We start from the raw sequence: 14,400 nt of genomic DNA, 5'->3' as shown, positions 1-14,400 counted from the left end.
GCCATGACGAAACCGACCGTGTACGTGACGCGCCGCATCCCCGACGAGGGGCTGGCCCTGCTGCGCGAAACCTGCGAGGTGCGCGTGTGGGAAGGATCGCTGCCGCCCGCGCGTGACGTGCTGCTGCGCGAGGTCGCGGATGCGGCGGGCGTGCTGACCATGCTCTCGGATCGCGTGGATGCGGCATTCTTTGACGCGGCTCCCGCGCTGAAGGTGGTCGGCAACTACGCGGTCGGCTACGACAACATCGACGTGCCCGAAGCCACGCGGCGCGGTATCCCCGTTGGCAACACGCCTGGCGTGCTGACCGACACCACCGCCGATCTCGCTTTCGCGCTGTTGATGGCTGCTGCGCGCCGTATCGTGGAAGGCGCGGCGTACGTGCAGTCAGGCGCGTGGAAGACCTGGGGACCGATGACGCTGCTTGGGCAGGACGTGCACGGCGCGACGCTGGGTATCGTCGGCATGGGGCGCATCGGGCAGGCGATGGCGCGGCGCGGACGCGGCTTCGACATGCGCGTGCTGTATCACGGCGGCGGCAGGGATCTGGACTTCGAGGCGGAGCCGGTGACGCTGGACGATCTGCTGCGCCAGTCGGATTTCATCAGCCTGCATTGTCCATTGACGCCGCAGACGCGAGGACTGATCGGCGCGCGCGAGCTGGCGCTGATGAAGCCGACCGCGATCCTGATCAACACGGCGCGCGGGGCCGTGGTGGACTCGAAGGCGCTCTACGATGCGCTGGCGAATGGCACGATCGCGTACGCCGCGCTCGACGTGACCGATCCTGAGCCGATCCCGATGGACGATCCGCTGCTGGGGCTGGATAACTGCCTGATCATCCCGCACCTGGGCAGCGCCAGCCATGCCACGCGCGGCAAAATGGCGCGCATGGCGGCTGAAAATCTGCTGGCCGGGCTGCGCGGCGATCGCCTGCCGACCTGCGTGAATCCCGGTGTGTACGATGGCGACATTTCAATAAAGTGAATTTACCGCCCTCAGGGCGCGGCGTGACTGGTCGATCATCGCCGGACGTTTCAATTTTCGATTTGCGCTAAGGAGACTGTGTTTTTTATGCCTAAAAAAGTGATCACCTTTGGCGAGATCATGATGCGCCTGTCACCGCCCGATCATCTGCGGTTCGCGCAGACCAACATGTTCGACGTGTCCTACGGCGGCGGCGAGGCGAACGTGGCCGTGTCGCTGGCGAACTATGGCACACCGGTCGATTTTGTCACGCGCCTGCCCAAGAACGATCTGGGCGACGCGGCGATCCAGTCGCTGCGCGGGTACGGCGTCGGTACGGCGCACATCGCGCGCGGCGGCGAGCGCATCGGGATCTACTTCCTGGAACACGGATCGATGCAGCGCGGCAGCAAGGTCGTTTACGACCGGGCCGGATCGTCGATTGCGACTATCGAGCCGGGCACGATCGACTGGGCGCGCGTCTTCGAGGGCGCGGACTGGTTCCACTGGACCGGTATCACGCCCGCGATCAGCGAGGGCACGGCGGCGGTGACGGCGGAAGCGATCCGCGCGGCGAAGGATGCCGGGCTGACCGTCTCGTGCGACCTGAACTACCGCAAGAAGCTGTGGAAGTGGGGCCGCGCCGCCAGCGAGGTCATGCCGGAACTGGTGCAGTACTGCGACGTGGCGATCGGCAACGAGGAAGACGCGGAGAAAGTGTTCGGCATCCAGGCGCCCGAAACGGACGTGACGGCGGGCAAGGTCGAGGCGGACAAGTACCGTTTCGTGTGCGAATCGCTGCACGAGCGCTTCCCGGCGCTGAAGACGGTCGCGATCACGCTGCGCGGCTCCGTCTCGGCCAGCCATAACACGTGGTCGGCGGTGCTGTGGCACGCGGGCGCATTCCATACGGGCCGCCAGTATGACATCACGCACATCGTGGACCGTGTGGGCGGCGGTGACTCGTTCATGGGCGGCCTGATCTACGGCCTGCGCGCCTACGGCGAGGACCGGCAGAAGGCGCTCGAATTCGCCATCGCCGCGTCGTGCCTCAAGCACTCGATCTTCGGGGACTTCAATCTCGTGACGGTGGACGAGGTCGAAAAGCTGATGGGTGGCGATGCGTCCGGGCGCGTCTCGCGCTAAGCGGTACTTTGGCATACACAAAAACGCCAGGATCGCCCTGGCGTTTTTGATTCTGCGGGATGGTGCGGTTTTGGTAGGGGCGTATTGCAATACGCCCCTACGGGATGCGATCAGTATAGGATTGCGTATTCTACGCCCCAGAAGCGGCGCTTTCTTCCACGACCGGCCCGGCGGCGCAGACTTCCGGCGGGCAGCCATCCGCGAACTTGGCGAAGTTTTTGGTAAAGCGTGCTGCCAGCTCGCGGTATTTCTGCCAGTACGCTTCCTCGCTAGACCATGCCTGCGCAGGGTAGAGGATCTCCTCCGGCACGCCGGGGCACCACCTGGGCACTTCGAAGCCGAAGACCGGGTCGTGGTAGTACTCGACGCCATCCAACTGCCCATTGAGTGCGGCATTCAGCAGCGCGCGCGTGTACTGGATGCTGATGCGCCGTCCGACGCCGAACGGCCCGCCGATCCAGCCCGTGTTGAGCAGCCAGCACGTCGCGCCATAGCGCTCCATCTTGTCTTTGAGCAGTGCGGCGTAGGTGCTGGGGTGGTGCACCATGAACGGCGCGCCGAAGCAGGTGCTAAACGTGATCTGCGGCTCTTTGCCCAGCCCGACTTCGGTTCCGGCGACCTTCGACGTGTAGCCGGAGATGAAGTGATAGAGCGCCTGGTTGGTGGACAGCCGCGCGAGGGGTGGCAGCACCCCCTGGGCGTCGCAGGTCAGCAGCACGATGTTCTGCGGGTGGCCGCCGCGCTTGTCTTCGACGGCGTTGGCGATGTAGTCCAACGGGTACGAGGCCCGCGTATTTTCGGTGATCGAGGCGTCGTTCAGGTCGACGCGGCGTGTCACCGGATCGTACCCTACGTTTTCCAGAATCGTGCCGAAGCGCCGCGTCGCCGCGTAGATCTCCGGTTCCGCCGTGGCCGACAGCCGGATCACTTTGGCATAGCAGCCGCCCTCGAAGTTGAAGACACCGTTATCGCTCCAGCCGTGTTCGTCGTCTCCGATGAGTCCGCGCGACGGATCGGCGGACAGCGTGGTTTTGCCTGTCCCGCTGAGGCCGAAGAACAGCGCCGTGTCGCCCTTTTCCCCGATGTTGGCCGAACAGTGCATCGTCATGACGTTTTGCAGCGGCAGCAGGAAGTTCATCAGTGTGAACACCGATTTTTTGATCTCGCCGCTGTAGGCGGTGTCTCCGATGATGCACATGCGCTTCTCGAAGTTGAGGACGATGAACGTGCTGGACCGCAGCCCGTCGAGCTGCGCTTCAGGCGCAAAACCAGGCACGGCGATCACGGTGAATCCCGGCACGTGGCTGCGATAGGCGGCTTCGCCTTCCGGCAGCAGGAACATGTTGCGCGCGAACAGACTGTGCCACGCATATTCGCTGATGACGCGCACCGGCAGACGGTAGTCCGGGTCGGCCCCTACAAAACAGTCCTGCACAAACAGATCCCGGCCCTGGACGTAGCCCTGGATACGGTTATACAGCGTGTCGAATGTCTCGGGGCTGATCGGGCGGTTGGTGTCGCCCCACCAGATTTTGTCTTCAGTGCTTGGCTCGCGCACGATGTACTTATCCTGGGCGGAGCGCGCAGTATGCTTGCCCGAATTGAGAACGATAGGACCCAGGTGGCTGATCATGCCTTCACGCCGGGCGATGATCTCTTCGTAGAGGACCTCAGTGGGAAGATTCCAATATTCCGCCTTGAGGTTAGTCAGGCCATAATTGTCCAGCCCGTAAGCACTCTTGAAAGAACCCGCCTGGTTGCGCGCCGGGGAGGTGCTGTGCAGCAGATCTGTCATTGCTAATCCCTCACTATTTTATGATCTCCGATGTAAATTTCGTTTGGTCCTGATGGATCGAGCGCCCACTTGATGCGGCGAATACCTTCGATCAGGTCCTCCCGGTTGCCGGAAAAGCTCAGGCGCAGATGACCTTCAGCGCCGAATGCCTTGCCGGGGACTGTGACGACCAGTGCTTTGTGCAGCAGCATGTCGGACAGCGCCTCCGAGCTGGGATTGTAGGCGCTGAAATCCGGCAGGCAGTAAAAGGTGCCCGCGGGTCTGGTGACCCGTACACCGGGAATGGCATGCAGCTCGTCCAGCATCGCGTCGCGGTTCGCCTGCATCGTGCGGCGCAGGTCTTCCACGATCTCCTGCGAGCCGGTGAGCGCCCCTTCGGCGGCGGCCTGCGTCAGCGGCGATGGGCAGGTGATGATCTGCCCCTGGATGGCGGTCATCACCTCGACCACCTGCCGCGCGGCGACGGCCCAGCCAATGCGGAACCCGGTCATGCCATACGACTTCGAGATCCCATTGATGACGATAATCGTGCTGTCGTCTACGTCCCGCTGCGTGAAGCGGTACGCGGATGGGGCCTCGCTGCCATCGAACACTAACTGGTGGTAGATATCGTCCATGATCAGGTAGAGGTCGTGACGCTCTGCCAGATCGACCAGCGCGGCGACGAACGCACTGGAGTAGACGGCTCCCGACGGGTTGTTCGGGCTGTTGACGATGATCGCGCGGGTCGCGTCGCTTACTGCTGCTTCAACCGCCGCGATCTGTGGCTCGAAAGCGGCGTCGCGCAGAGGCACGATCACCGGCACGCCGTACACCAGCCGAACCATTTCCGGATAGCTCACCCAGTAGGGAGCCAGGATGATCACCTCGTCGCCCGGATTGACGACGGATACCAGCGCGTTGTAAATGGACTGTTTGGCGCTGGCCGAAACGATCGTATTTTCAGGGGCAATCCGACGTCCGTAGAACGTTTCCGTATACCCGGCGATGGCTTCTCTTAGCGCGGGCTGGCCCGCAGTGGGGCCATACTTCACATAGCCACCTTCAAGTAATGCGGAAGCGCGTTCGATGGCGGCGCGCGGTGCTTTGTTCTTCGGTTCGCCCACTCCAAGATGGATGACCGGCTCGCCGCGTTCGCGGAGCAGGCGCGCCTGCTCGTTCAGGCGCAGCGTAGGCGAGGGTGCGATGGACCGGGCCATCTGACTAAGCTTCATGGGCGCAGGTTCCTCCTTGATATGACCGGCTACCAGGCTAGAGAATCTATTTTCTACTCCGCGTGTTCAGGACCATGGCGCACGAAAACAGCGCATGGACTCATACTTTATAACACAAATGCACGCGGAAGATTCTCACCCTGGTGGAGTCGTCAGGAGGTCAACCTGTGGTCACCGCTTTCGGTTGGCCTGCCGTGGGGGAGTGATGTGGGTTGTGGTGTGAACGGCGTCCAATCCAAAGTTTCGTCCATTTTAGTGCACCTGGATGCCCTAAAGGTATGTGGATTAGTGACAATCAGATTTGTGACACAAAGCGCAAATCGTCTTGTATCTGCCCGGCTGACCATGTGGCCTATGCAAACTACCGACACGCGGCCTACTTTGATTTCCCCCGATCATCTCATGTAGGGAGCCGCTTTTTCCTTTAAATTATAGACGTAAGCTGATGAGGGAACTGAAGCTCTAAATCAGTGAATGACGGTGTAAGCCGAATTGTGATAACTGTGTGACGAATACGAAGGGAGAACGTAAGATGTTGAGTTGGGCGCTGGCTTTTTTGGTGATTGCGATCATTGCAGCGATTTTCGGTTTCGGTGGTATTGCGGGCGCGGCGGCTTCTATCGCGCAGATCCTGTTCTTCGTGTTCCTGGTTCTGTTCGTGGTCGCCCTGCTGTTTGGCCGTCGTATCGTAACCTAACGGGAAGCGATGAAGTTTATGTGGGCGCGATGGGATAAGCGATGAGTTGGTAGCGGGTCCACACATGGTAATGAACCGAGCGAACGGGGCATCCTTCTGGATGCCCCGTTCGCTTGTGTGCCCGGATCCCTTGGAGGAGGCTTCATCTCTGATATAATGAAAATTGGATTCTTAAACTGCCTACCCCTGGTGAATGCTCATGACCGGAATTTTCCCCGTGATCATCTTGAATGGCCGTCCCGCCGCAGGCAAAAGTGAACTTTTGGCTTACCTGCGCGCTTTGCCGGGTGATACGCGCCGCGAACGGTACCATGTCGGCCAGCTTCACGAGATTGATGACTTCCCGATGCTGTGGATATGGTTCGAGGAAGATGCGCTGCTCGAACAGAAGTTTGGGCGTCCTCGCCTTTACACCACGCCGGACGGCTACTTCTTAAATGAGGACCTGTGGCACCTGCTCATCGAGCGCATGGACCTGGATTATGCCAAGCTGGTCCGCGACGATCCCGACGTAGGGAGCTATACTACGCTGATCGAGTTTTCGCGCGGGACGGAGCACGGCGGCTACCGCAAAGCCTACGCGCATCTCAGCGAAGCCATTCTGCGACAGGCCGCGATCTTTTATATAGACGTCCCCTACGAAGAATCGCTGCGTAAAAACCGCCGCCGCTTCAATCCTGACAAGCCCGACAGCATCCTTGAGCACGGCCTTTCCGACGAGAAGCTGACGCGCCTGTATAAGGAAGTCGATTGGGAGCAGGTCTCGGCGGGCAGCCCGGAGACGATCACGATCAACGGCATCGACGTGCCCTATGCCGTTTTCCCGAATGGCGACGACGTGACCACGACGCTCGGTGAAGTTTTCGAGCAGCGCCTGGAGCAGACGTTCGGCACGCTGTGGGAGCGCTATGCGCGGCTGCACGCGACGTAAGCCGTCTGGCGCGTTGAGCGTTCGTTAAAATGCCATACAGCGCGAGTAATATCTTATATAGTTCTTGGCTTGCGCCTGACCCACGGTCTGTTACACTCAAGGTTAAATGGGGCATCTGGCCCTGGTTGCATCCGGTTGGCGTACCTTTTTAGTCTTCAAGGAGAGCATCTCAATGAAGAAGGTCTTGCCGGTTTTGTTGGCGGCGGTCCTCGCGCTGTCGGCCCTGATTTCAGCGCCGATGACGTCGGCCCAGGGGGATTTGGGCAGCGAAGATAATCCGATCCAGGTTTACTTTGTGCCCTCGACCGAAGCGTCCGTTATTGTTTCTGGCGGCGAAGTGATGGCTGCCGCACTTCAAGAGGCCACTGGCCTGAACTTTGAAGTTTATGTTCCGACCTCCTACGCAGCCACCGTTGAAGCCATGTGCGCCGCTCCGGACAGCTCGATGGGCTTCATCCCCGCGGCTGGTTACGTCATCGCCAACCAGCGCTGCGGTGTGGAAGTCGGCGCGGCGGCTGTGCGCTTTGGCTGGCCCGTCTACTGGGCGGAATACATCGTGCGCCGCGACAGCGACATCTACACCTACGGCGATCTGGCGGGCAAGACCTGGGGTTATGGCGACCCCGGCTCGACCTCCGGCTACATCGTGCCGTCCGTGGAAATGGCCGCGGCTGGCATCGAGCCCGGCGACGAAGTGCAGACCGGTGGCCACAACCAGACCGTTCTGGCCGTCTATAACGGCGAAGTTGATTTCGGTACGGTGTTCTTCAGCCCGGCGCTCATGCCCGAAGGGTATGCTTCCTGGCAGTCGGGCGATCTGGCTGAGCCGTACGATCTGACCGTGGACGAGTCGTACATCGGTGACGATGGCAACCTGTACATCGGCGACATCCGCATCATGGATGCGCGCGCCAACGTGCGTGACACCGCCCCGGATGTGATTGAGCAGGTTAAGATTCTGCGCCTGAGCGCCCCCATCCCCAACGACACCCTGAGCTTTGGCCCTGAGTTCCCGGCGGATCTGCGCCAGCAGATCATGGACGCGCTCATCGCGTTCTCTGGCACGGAAGAATGGAACCAGTCCATCGGCAGCGAGGACTTCTATGCGTGGAGCGGCCTGGAGCCGATCGACGACTCGGCGTATGATCCGGTTCGCCAGCAGATCGAGATCCTCGGCCAGTCCGACGAGGATATTCTCGGCGGGTAAGCTGCGAACAGCGGCACAATGAAGTACCAGCGGGCAGAGGGGCGACACTCCTCTGCCCGATTTGTCACTTGGGGAGAGCTGGATGCTAAAGATCGAACACCTCACAAAAGTTTATGACAATGGGGTTGTTGCACTCAAAGATGTCAGTTTTGAAGTGCCAGACGGCCAGTTTCTGGTGATTATTGGCCTCAGCGGGTCGGGAAAGTCCACACTGTTGCGCTGCATCAACCGCCTGATCGAACCTACCGAGGGGCATATCTACTGGGATGGGAACGATATCACGGAGGCGACCGACGAGGAACTGCGTCAGATTCGTCGCCGCATCGGCATGATTTTCCAGCACTTTAATCTGGTCAAGCGCTCGTCCGTGCTGACGAACGTGCTGTCCGGACGGCTAGGGTATACCAGCCCGCTGTGGAGTTTTGTGAATCACTTCTCACGCGAGGATCATCAAAAGGCGTTGGAGAAGCTGGCCCGCGTGGGTATCGCGGACAAGGCATCGATCCGTGCCGACCAGCTCAGCGGCGGTCAGCAGCAGCGCGTCGGCATTGCACGGGCGCTGATGCAGGAACCGGAGCTGATGCTCGCGGACGAGCCGGTCGCCAGCCTGGACCCGGCGACGTCGCATTCGGTCATGAAGTACCTGGAACGGTTAAATCACGAGGACGGCATCACCATTCTATGCAGCCTGCACTTCCTCAGTTTGGCGCGTGCCTATGGTGACCGCATCATTGCGTTGAAAGACGGCAGGATCGAATTCGACGGCGATCCTGATGAGATTGACGATCAACGGTTCCGTGATATTTACGGCGAAGACGCGGTGCGCGTCGAGATTTCATAGGAGCGCAGCGTGGATCATTCTAAGCCCCCATCGAGCCGGACCGCACTGCGGACCCTGCTTATTGTGCTGGCGGTCGTCGTCGGCGTCGTAGTGTATGCGTACGGCTGGACGACTACCGATATCAGTCTCGACGAGGTGCAGGACCCTACCCGCACCGGCAACGTGCAGCGTGCGCTGCGCGAACTGTTTAACCCCGATCTGTTCACCCGCGATCGCGAGGCGAAGTCCTTCTTTATGGCCTTCTTCATCGGCTGCCCGGAAGAAGAGCAGCAGCGCGGGCACGTGGATCTGGAAGGCGGCGCCTACGTGATTGTGACGCCCGTTTGCGCCGATCCCGATGACGTAATCACGGTGGAAGGCTACAACTTCCCGGAGAACGCCATCGCCGGGATCCGCCTCAACCGCGACACCGGACAGGCGCAGCCGTTTCAGATCATTGACGCCAGCGGGAAAAATACACAGGAATCGATCTTTGATGTCGATAACACTGGCTACTTTAAAGTACAGGTGAAAGTGCCCCGCGCGCGCGGCCTGTCTGGCGAAACGCATCAGGTCGAGTTCCAAACCGTGTCACCTTCGGGTCTGCCGCGCTTCAGTGAAACCGCCCGGACCGTTGGCGACAAGATGATCGAGACGATCTTCCTGGCGCTGATGGCGACCACGCTGGCCGTGCCGATCTCGGTGGTGCTCAGCTTCCTTTCGGCGCGCAACCTCATGCGCGAAATTGGCGTGCCACTCGGTACGGTGCTGGTCGGCTTCATGCTGCTGCCGGTTGGCGCGGTGCTGGGCTGGATTCTGCTGGGACGATTAGGCAGCCTGGGTGTCGATTGGGGCGAAAAACCGCTCCAGGGCATTCTGGCTTCGGCGGTGGCGCTTGCCGCTCTGATCGCTGCGCTGCGGTTCATTAACGGCATCGCTCCCCTGGCGGAAAGCGTGTGGGGTCGCCGCGTGCGCGGATTGATCCTCAACATCTTGATGCTGACCGCGGGGGTCTTCGTGCTGGGCGCGCTTGGCGGCGTGTTCATCTGGCTGGGTAAACAGCTCGACAGCGGCCTCGCGGAATATCTGGGCAACTTCGTTGGTACGTTGGGCAAACTGGTTGACCTTACGATCCGTGGCATTGCGGCGCTTGGCGGCGCGGCGCTGCTGGGATCGGCGGGGGCGAACTGGTCTGCGGACCTGCTGCGCCACGTTCGGGAACCGCTGAGCAACATTCTTGGGGCGATCTTCGGCCTGATCTCAGGCGCGCTGCTGATGGCGGCGACAGCGTATGTTGGCGGGCAGGCGGTTTTGCTGAGCCTGTTGAATGCGCTGGTGGCGGCGCTGTTGGGCGGCGAAGTGGCAGTGCTGGCGTACCAGCGCCTGTTCCAGACGCAAAACGGCAAACGTCAGGCGCGTCACGAAGATACGCGTGGTGACGATGCGTCACGGACGCTGCTGTTCTTCATCGGTGCAGTGGTGGCCTTTCTGGTAACCGCTCAGGTCCTCGATCTGCTGCGCGCGATCGTCGATGGTCGCCCGCCGTCAGAGCGCGAGTGGGACATTCTGGGCCTGGGCGTTCGCATCTATCTCGGCGAAGCTGCGATCATCGGCGGCGTGCTGGGTGCAGTGGCGGGGGGTCTGGCCGGAACGAATATGTCGTTCCCGCTCGGCATGACGGTCTACAACGCGTCGCGCACCATCCTCAACGCGCTGCGCTCCATCGAGCCGCTGATCATGGGTATCGTGTTCGTGATCTGGGTCGGGGTAGGGCCATTCGCGGGCGTGCTGGCGCTGACGCTGCACTCCATCGCCTCGCTGGGCAAGCTGTACTCGGAGCAGGTGGAGAGCATCGAGTCCGGACCGATCGAAGCGGTCCAGGCGACGGGCGCGAACCGCTTGCAGACGATCGTGTACGGCGTCGTGCCGCAGATCATCCCGCCGTATATCGCGTTTACGATGTATCGCTGGGACATCAACGTGCGTATGTCCACCATCATCGGTTTCGTCGGCGGCGGTGGTATCGGTTTCCTGCTCCAGCAGCAGATCAACCTGCTGCGCTACCAGCAGGCGGGTGTTGCGGTGCTGGCGATCGCGGTCGTCGTGTCGGTGCTGGACTATGCCAGCGCGGCGATCCGCGAGCGGTACGTGTAAGGGCTGGTGTACACTGTGGTGCAGGGGTACTGAGCCTTGACAGTCCTACCTTGAACTGCTAATATCAGCTTCCTTAAAGCACGCGACATGCGGGGCTAACCCTGTCCACAGGGCAATAGCTGCCGAACTTGGGTATCGACCGTGGGGCCATCAAGTGTGCCGGAGTTTAGATGGCCTCTCGTTCTGGAAAAAAGCGGGCGGTTTGACGCCCGTTGTTTTGCCAGGAACCTTTGAAGTGTTTTACCGAACTCTGGCTTAAGTATGGAGGCAAATGGATGCCGACAATCAACCAACTTGTTAGAAACAGTCGCCAGCCGAAGCGCAAGAAGAGTAAGTCCCCCGCGCTTCAGTACACGTTCAACTCGTATTCCCAGCAGCGTACGCGCCAGGCGAAGGGTGCCCCCCAGAAGCGCGGCGTGTGCACGCAGGTGAAGACGATGACCCCCAAGAAGCCGAACTCGGCTCTTCGTAAGGTCGCTCGTGTGCGTCTGACGAATGGTATCGAAGTCACTGCCTACATCCCGGGCGAAGGCCACGGGCTGCAGGAGCACAGCGTCGTGCTGGTGCGCGGTGGCCGTGTGAAGGACCTGCCTGGTGTGCGTTATCACATCGTGCGCGGCACGCTCGATGCGGATGGCGTGAAGAACCGTGGGCAGGCGCGCAGCAAGTACGGCGCGAAGAAGGCCTCGAAGTCGAAGTCGAAGAAGTAAATCTGCGGGAGACATAGAATGCCCAGAAGATATACTCCCTCTCAACGTCCTGTTGAGCCGGATGTCAAGTACAACAACGTTCACATCACCATGTTTGTCAACCGGATGATGTTCGGTGGCAAGAAGAGCACTGCGCTGCGCGTTGTGTACGATGCGCTCGAGCTCGTTCAAGAGCGGGCCAAGCGCGATCCGATTGAAGTCTTCGAGACGGCGCTGCGTAATGCAACCCCCATGCTCGAAGTGAAGCCTCGCCGCGTCGGCGGCTCGACCTATCAGGTCCCCGTCGAAGTGGGTGCTGACCGTGCGAACTCGCTGGCGATGCGCTGGCTGCTCGCGGCGTCGCGCGCTCGCGGTGGCCGCAGCATGGCCGAAAAGCTGGCTGCGGAATTCATGGACGCCGCCAACAACCAGGGCTCGGCGATTAAGAAGAAAGAAGACACGCACCGTATGGCGGAAGCCAACCGGGCGTTCGCACACTATCGTTGGTAAAGCTGAAGGACCTAGTCTAAGTCTCTCATGGCCAAAAAAGTCATCACCGGAACCGCCCTGGACCTGGAAAAGGTCCGGAATATCGGCATCATTGCCCACATCGACGCTGGCAAAACGACGACCACCGAGCGTGTGTTGTACTATGCCGGGCTCATCCATCGTATGGGCGAGGTGCATGACGGTGCGGCGACCACCGACTACATGGAGCAGGAAAAAGAGCGGGGAATCACGATTACGTCGGCGGCAGTCACCGCCGCGTGGCGTGGCTGCCAGATCAACCTGATCGATACGCCCGGCCATGTGGATTTTACGGCTGAAGTACAGCGCAGTTTGCGCGTACTTGACGGCGGTGTCGTGGTGTTCGATGGTGTGGCGGGCGTTGAGCCGCAGTCCGAAACGGTCTGGCGGCAGGCAAACGACTACCACGTGCCTCGCATCTGCTTCGTTAACAAAATGGACCGCGTCGGCGCTGACTTTGAGCGCGCGGTGAGCATGATCGTCGATCGGCTGAATGCGAATCCCGTGCCGATCCAGATTCCTTACGGTCAGGGTTCCGCCTTTGGCGGCATCGTTGATCTGATGAAGATGGAACTGGTTGTTTACGGTGACGACCTGGGGACTGCCATTGAGCGTAAGCCCATCCCGGCGGATATCCAGGAAGAAGCCGAACTGGCACGCGCTTCGATGATCGAAAAGATCGTTGAGACGGACGAAGCGCTGACCGAGCGGTATCTGAACGAGGAAGAAATTTCTCAGGAAGAGCTGATTAAGGCTCTCCGTGCCGCGACGGTTTTGGGTCAGGTCCAGCCGGTGCTGCTTGGCTCGGCGCTGAAGAACAAGGGCGTTCAGCTTTTGCTCGATGCCGTTGTCGACCTGCTGCCTTCCCCGCTCGATGTGCCCCCCATTCACGGTATCAATCCGAAGACTGACGAAGAAGAAGTGCGTCACGCCTCGGACGACGAACCGTTGGCGGCGTTGGTATTCAAGATCGTGACCGATCCGTTTGTGGGGCGGTTGGCGTTCTTCCGCGTCTATTCGGGTGTGATTGTGGCCGGGTCGTCGGTGATTAACACCACCAAGGACCGTCGCGAGCGCGTTGGGCGTGTCGTCCGTATGTTTGCGGACCGCCGCGAAGACGTGACCGAGGTCCATGCAGGCGACATCGCCGCAACCCTCGCGCTGAAGGACACCTTCACTGGCGATACGCTGGCGGATGATACGCATCCGGTTGTGCTGGAAGCCATCAAGTTCCCGACTCCGGTGATCTCGGTCGCAATTGAGCCGAAGACCAAGGCCGACCAGGACAAGATGGGCGAAGCACTGTCGAAGCTGGCCGAGGAAGACCCGACTTTTGTCGTACGCTCCGACGAGCAGACCGGCCAGACGCTGATCTCCGGTATGGGCGAGCTTCACCTGGAAGTACTGGTGGACCGTCTGTTCCGCGAGTTTAAGGTCGATGCGCGGGTGGGCCGTCCGCGGGTGTCTTACCGCGAGACGATTACCAGCTCCGTGCGCGGCGAAGGGCGTTTTGTGCGCCAGTCCGGTGGTAGCGGTCAGTACGGCCATGCCATCGTCGAGCTTGAACCGCTGCCCGCTGATTCCGAAGAAGAAGTCGTATTCGAGAACGGGGTTGTCGGCGGTGCAATTCCCAAGGAATACATTCGCTCGATCGAGCAAGGTGTGCGCGAAGCCGCCCAGAGCGGTGTGCTTGCCGGATACCCCGTGGTTGGGGTGAAGGTGCGGCTGGTCGATGGCTCGTATCACGAAGTGGACTCCTCGGATATGGCGTTCAAGATCGCTGGCTCGATGGCGCTGAAAGATGGCGTGCAGCACGGGCATCCGGTGCTGCTGGAGCCGTTCATGCGCATCGAAGTGGTTGTGCCGGAAGAGTTCGCGGGCACCATCGTGGGCGACCTGTCGTCCCGCCGCTCGAACATCACCGGCATCGACACGCGCAGCGATGGGGTGTCGGCGGTTCACGCGGAGGCCCCTCTGGCCGAAATGTTTGGCTATACGACCGAGGTCCGCAACATGACGCAGGGTCGTGGCAGCTTCACGATGGAATTCCATAAGTACGAACCTGCGCCGGAGTATATCGTCGAAGGCGTGTTGAAGAGCGGTCGCTAAGCCGCTTTTCCGCCGGATAACTCGGCAGCTTGTCCAACACAAACAAGAGTGCGTACGCACAATTTAGAGCAAGAAAGGTAGTGAGCAGTCATGGCGAAGGGGAAGTTTGAGCGGACGAAGCCCCATGTGAATGTGGGGACGATT

Annotated in this window: 12 protein-coding genes; 10 read left to right on the top strand and 2 right to left on the bottom strand. The window is 60.6% G+C overall.

Annotated features, from left to right (window positions below):
- Positions 1-3 precede the first annotated feature (3 nt).
- Together V7116_RS12585 and V7116_RS12580 are read left to right on the top strand one after the other, a co-directional pair.
- Entirely contained in the window at positions 4-987 is a 984-nt protein-coding gene (locus V7116_RS12585; RefSeq protein WP_324392281.1) for a 2-hydroxyacid dehydrogenase, read from the top strand.
- Positions 988-1,074: 87 nt separating this feature from the next.
- A complete protein-coding gene (locus tag V7116_RS12580) occupies positions 1,075-2,112 on the top strand; it encodes a sugar kinase (protein WP_324392280.1) in 1,038 nt (345 codons plus the stop codon).
- Positions 2,113-2,242: 130 nt separating this feature from the next.
- Here the strand turns inward: V7116_RS12580 and pckA are convergent, their stop codons facing one another.
- Both pckA and V7116_RS12570 read right to left on the bottom strand, forming a co-directional pair.
- Positions 2,243-3,907 (bottom strand): phosphoenolpyruvate carboxykinase (ATP), encoded by a 1,665-nt coding sequence (gene pckA / locus V7116_RS12575; RefSeq protein WP_324392279.1) that lies wholly within the window; start codon positions 3,905-3,907, stop codon positions 2,243-2,245.
- 2 nt (positions 3,908-3,909) lie between these two features.
- Positions 3,910-5,121: a pyridoxal phosphate-dependent aminotransferase gene (locus V7116_RS12570; protein ID WP_324392278.1), complete on the bottom strand. Its 1,212-nt coding sequence runs from the start codon at positions 5,119-5,121 to the stop codon at positions 3,910-3,912.
- A 532-nt stretch (positions 5,122-5,653) separates the two neighbouring features.
- On the opposite strand from V7116_RS12570, the gene V7116_RS12565 reads away from it, so the two are divergent.
- The 8 genes from V7116_RS12565 to fusA all read left to right on the top strand — a co-directional run bounded on the left by V7116_RS12565 (position 5,654) and on the right by fusA (position 14,256).
- Complete coding sequence (locus V7116_RS12565; protein ID WP_324392277.1) at positions 5,654-5,818, top strand: DUF1328 family protein; 165 nt, start codon at positions 5,654-5,656, stop codon at positions 5,816-5,818.
- A gap of 199 nt (positions 5,819-6,017) precedes the next feature.
- Positions 6,018-6,749, top strand: coding sequence for a hypothetical protein (locus V7116_RS12560; protein ID WP_324392276.1), 732 nt, complete (start codon positions 6,018-6,020; stop codon positions 6,747-6,749).
- Between the two features lie 172 nt (positions 6,750-6,921).
- Positions 6,922-7,956: a phosphate/phosphite/phosphonate ABC transporter substrate-binding protein gene (locus V7116_RS12555; protein ID WP_324392275.1), complete on the top strand. Its 1,035-nt coding sequence runs from the start codon at positions 6,922-6,924 to the stop codon at positions 7,954-7,956.
- An 82-nt stretch (positions 7,957-8,038) separates the two neighbouring features.
- Positions 8,039-8,797: a phosphonate ABC transporter ATP-binding protein gene (gene phnC, locus V7116_RS12550; protein ID WP_324392274.1), complete on the top strand. Its 759-nt coding sequence runs from the start codon at positions 8,039-8,041 to the stop codon at positions 8,795-8,797.
- Positions 8,798-8,806: 9 nt separating this feature from the next.
- Positions 8,807-10,930 (top strand): ABC transporter permease subunit, encoded by a 2,124-nt coding sequence (locus V7116_RS12545; protein ID WP_324392273.1) that lies wholly within the window; start codon positions 8,807-8,809, stop codon positions 10,928-10,930.
- Between the two features lie 275 nt (positions 10,931-11,205).
- Positions 11,206-11,640 (top strand): 30S ribosomal protein S12, encoded by a 435-nt coding sequence (gene rpsL, locus V7116_RS12540; protein ID WP_324392272.1) that lies wholly within the window; start codon positions 11,206-11,208, stop codon positions 11,638-11,640.
- Between the two features lie 18 nt (positions 11,641-11,658).
- Positions 11,659-12,129, top strand: a complete 471-nt coding sequence (gene rpsG, locus V7116_RS12535) for a 30S ribosomal protein S7 (protein WP_324392271.1) — start codon at positions 11,659-11,661, stop codon at positions 12,127-12,129.
- A 27-nt stretch (positions 12,130-12,156) separates the two neighbouring features.
- Positions 12,157-14,256: an elongation factor G gene (gene fusA / locus V7116_RS12530; protein WP_324392270.1), complete on the top strand. Its 2,100-nt coding sequence runs from the start codon at positions 12,157-12,159 to the stop codon at positions 14,254-14,256.
- The last annotated feature ends 144 nt before the right edge of the window (positions 14,257-14,400 follow it).

Origin of the sequence: Aggregatilinea sp. (assembly GCF_036822615.1) — a bacterium.
Classification (GTDB): Bacteria; Chloroflexota; Anaerolineae; order Aggregatilineales; family Aggregatilineaceae; genus Aggregatilinea.
The sequence above is the reverse complement of the archived record's forward strand: the minus strand, read 5'-3'. Positions and strand labels throughout refer to the sequence as shown.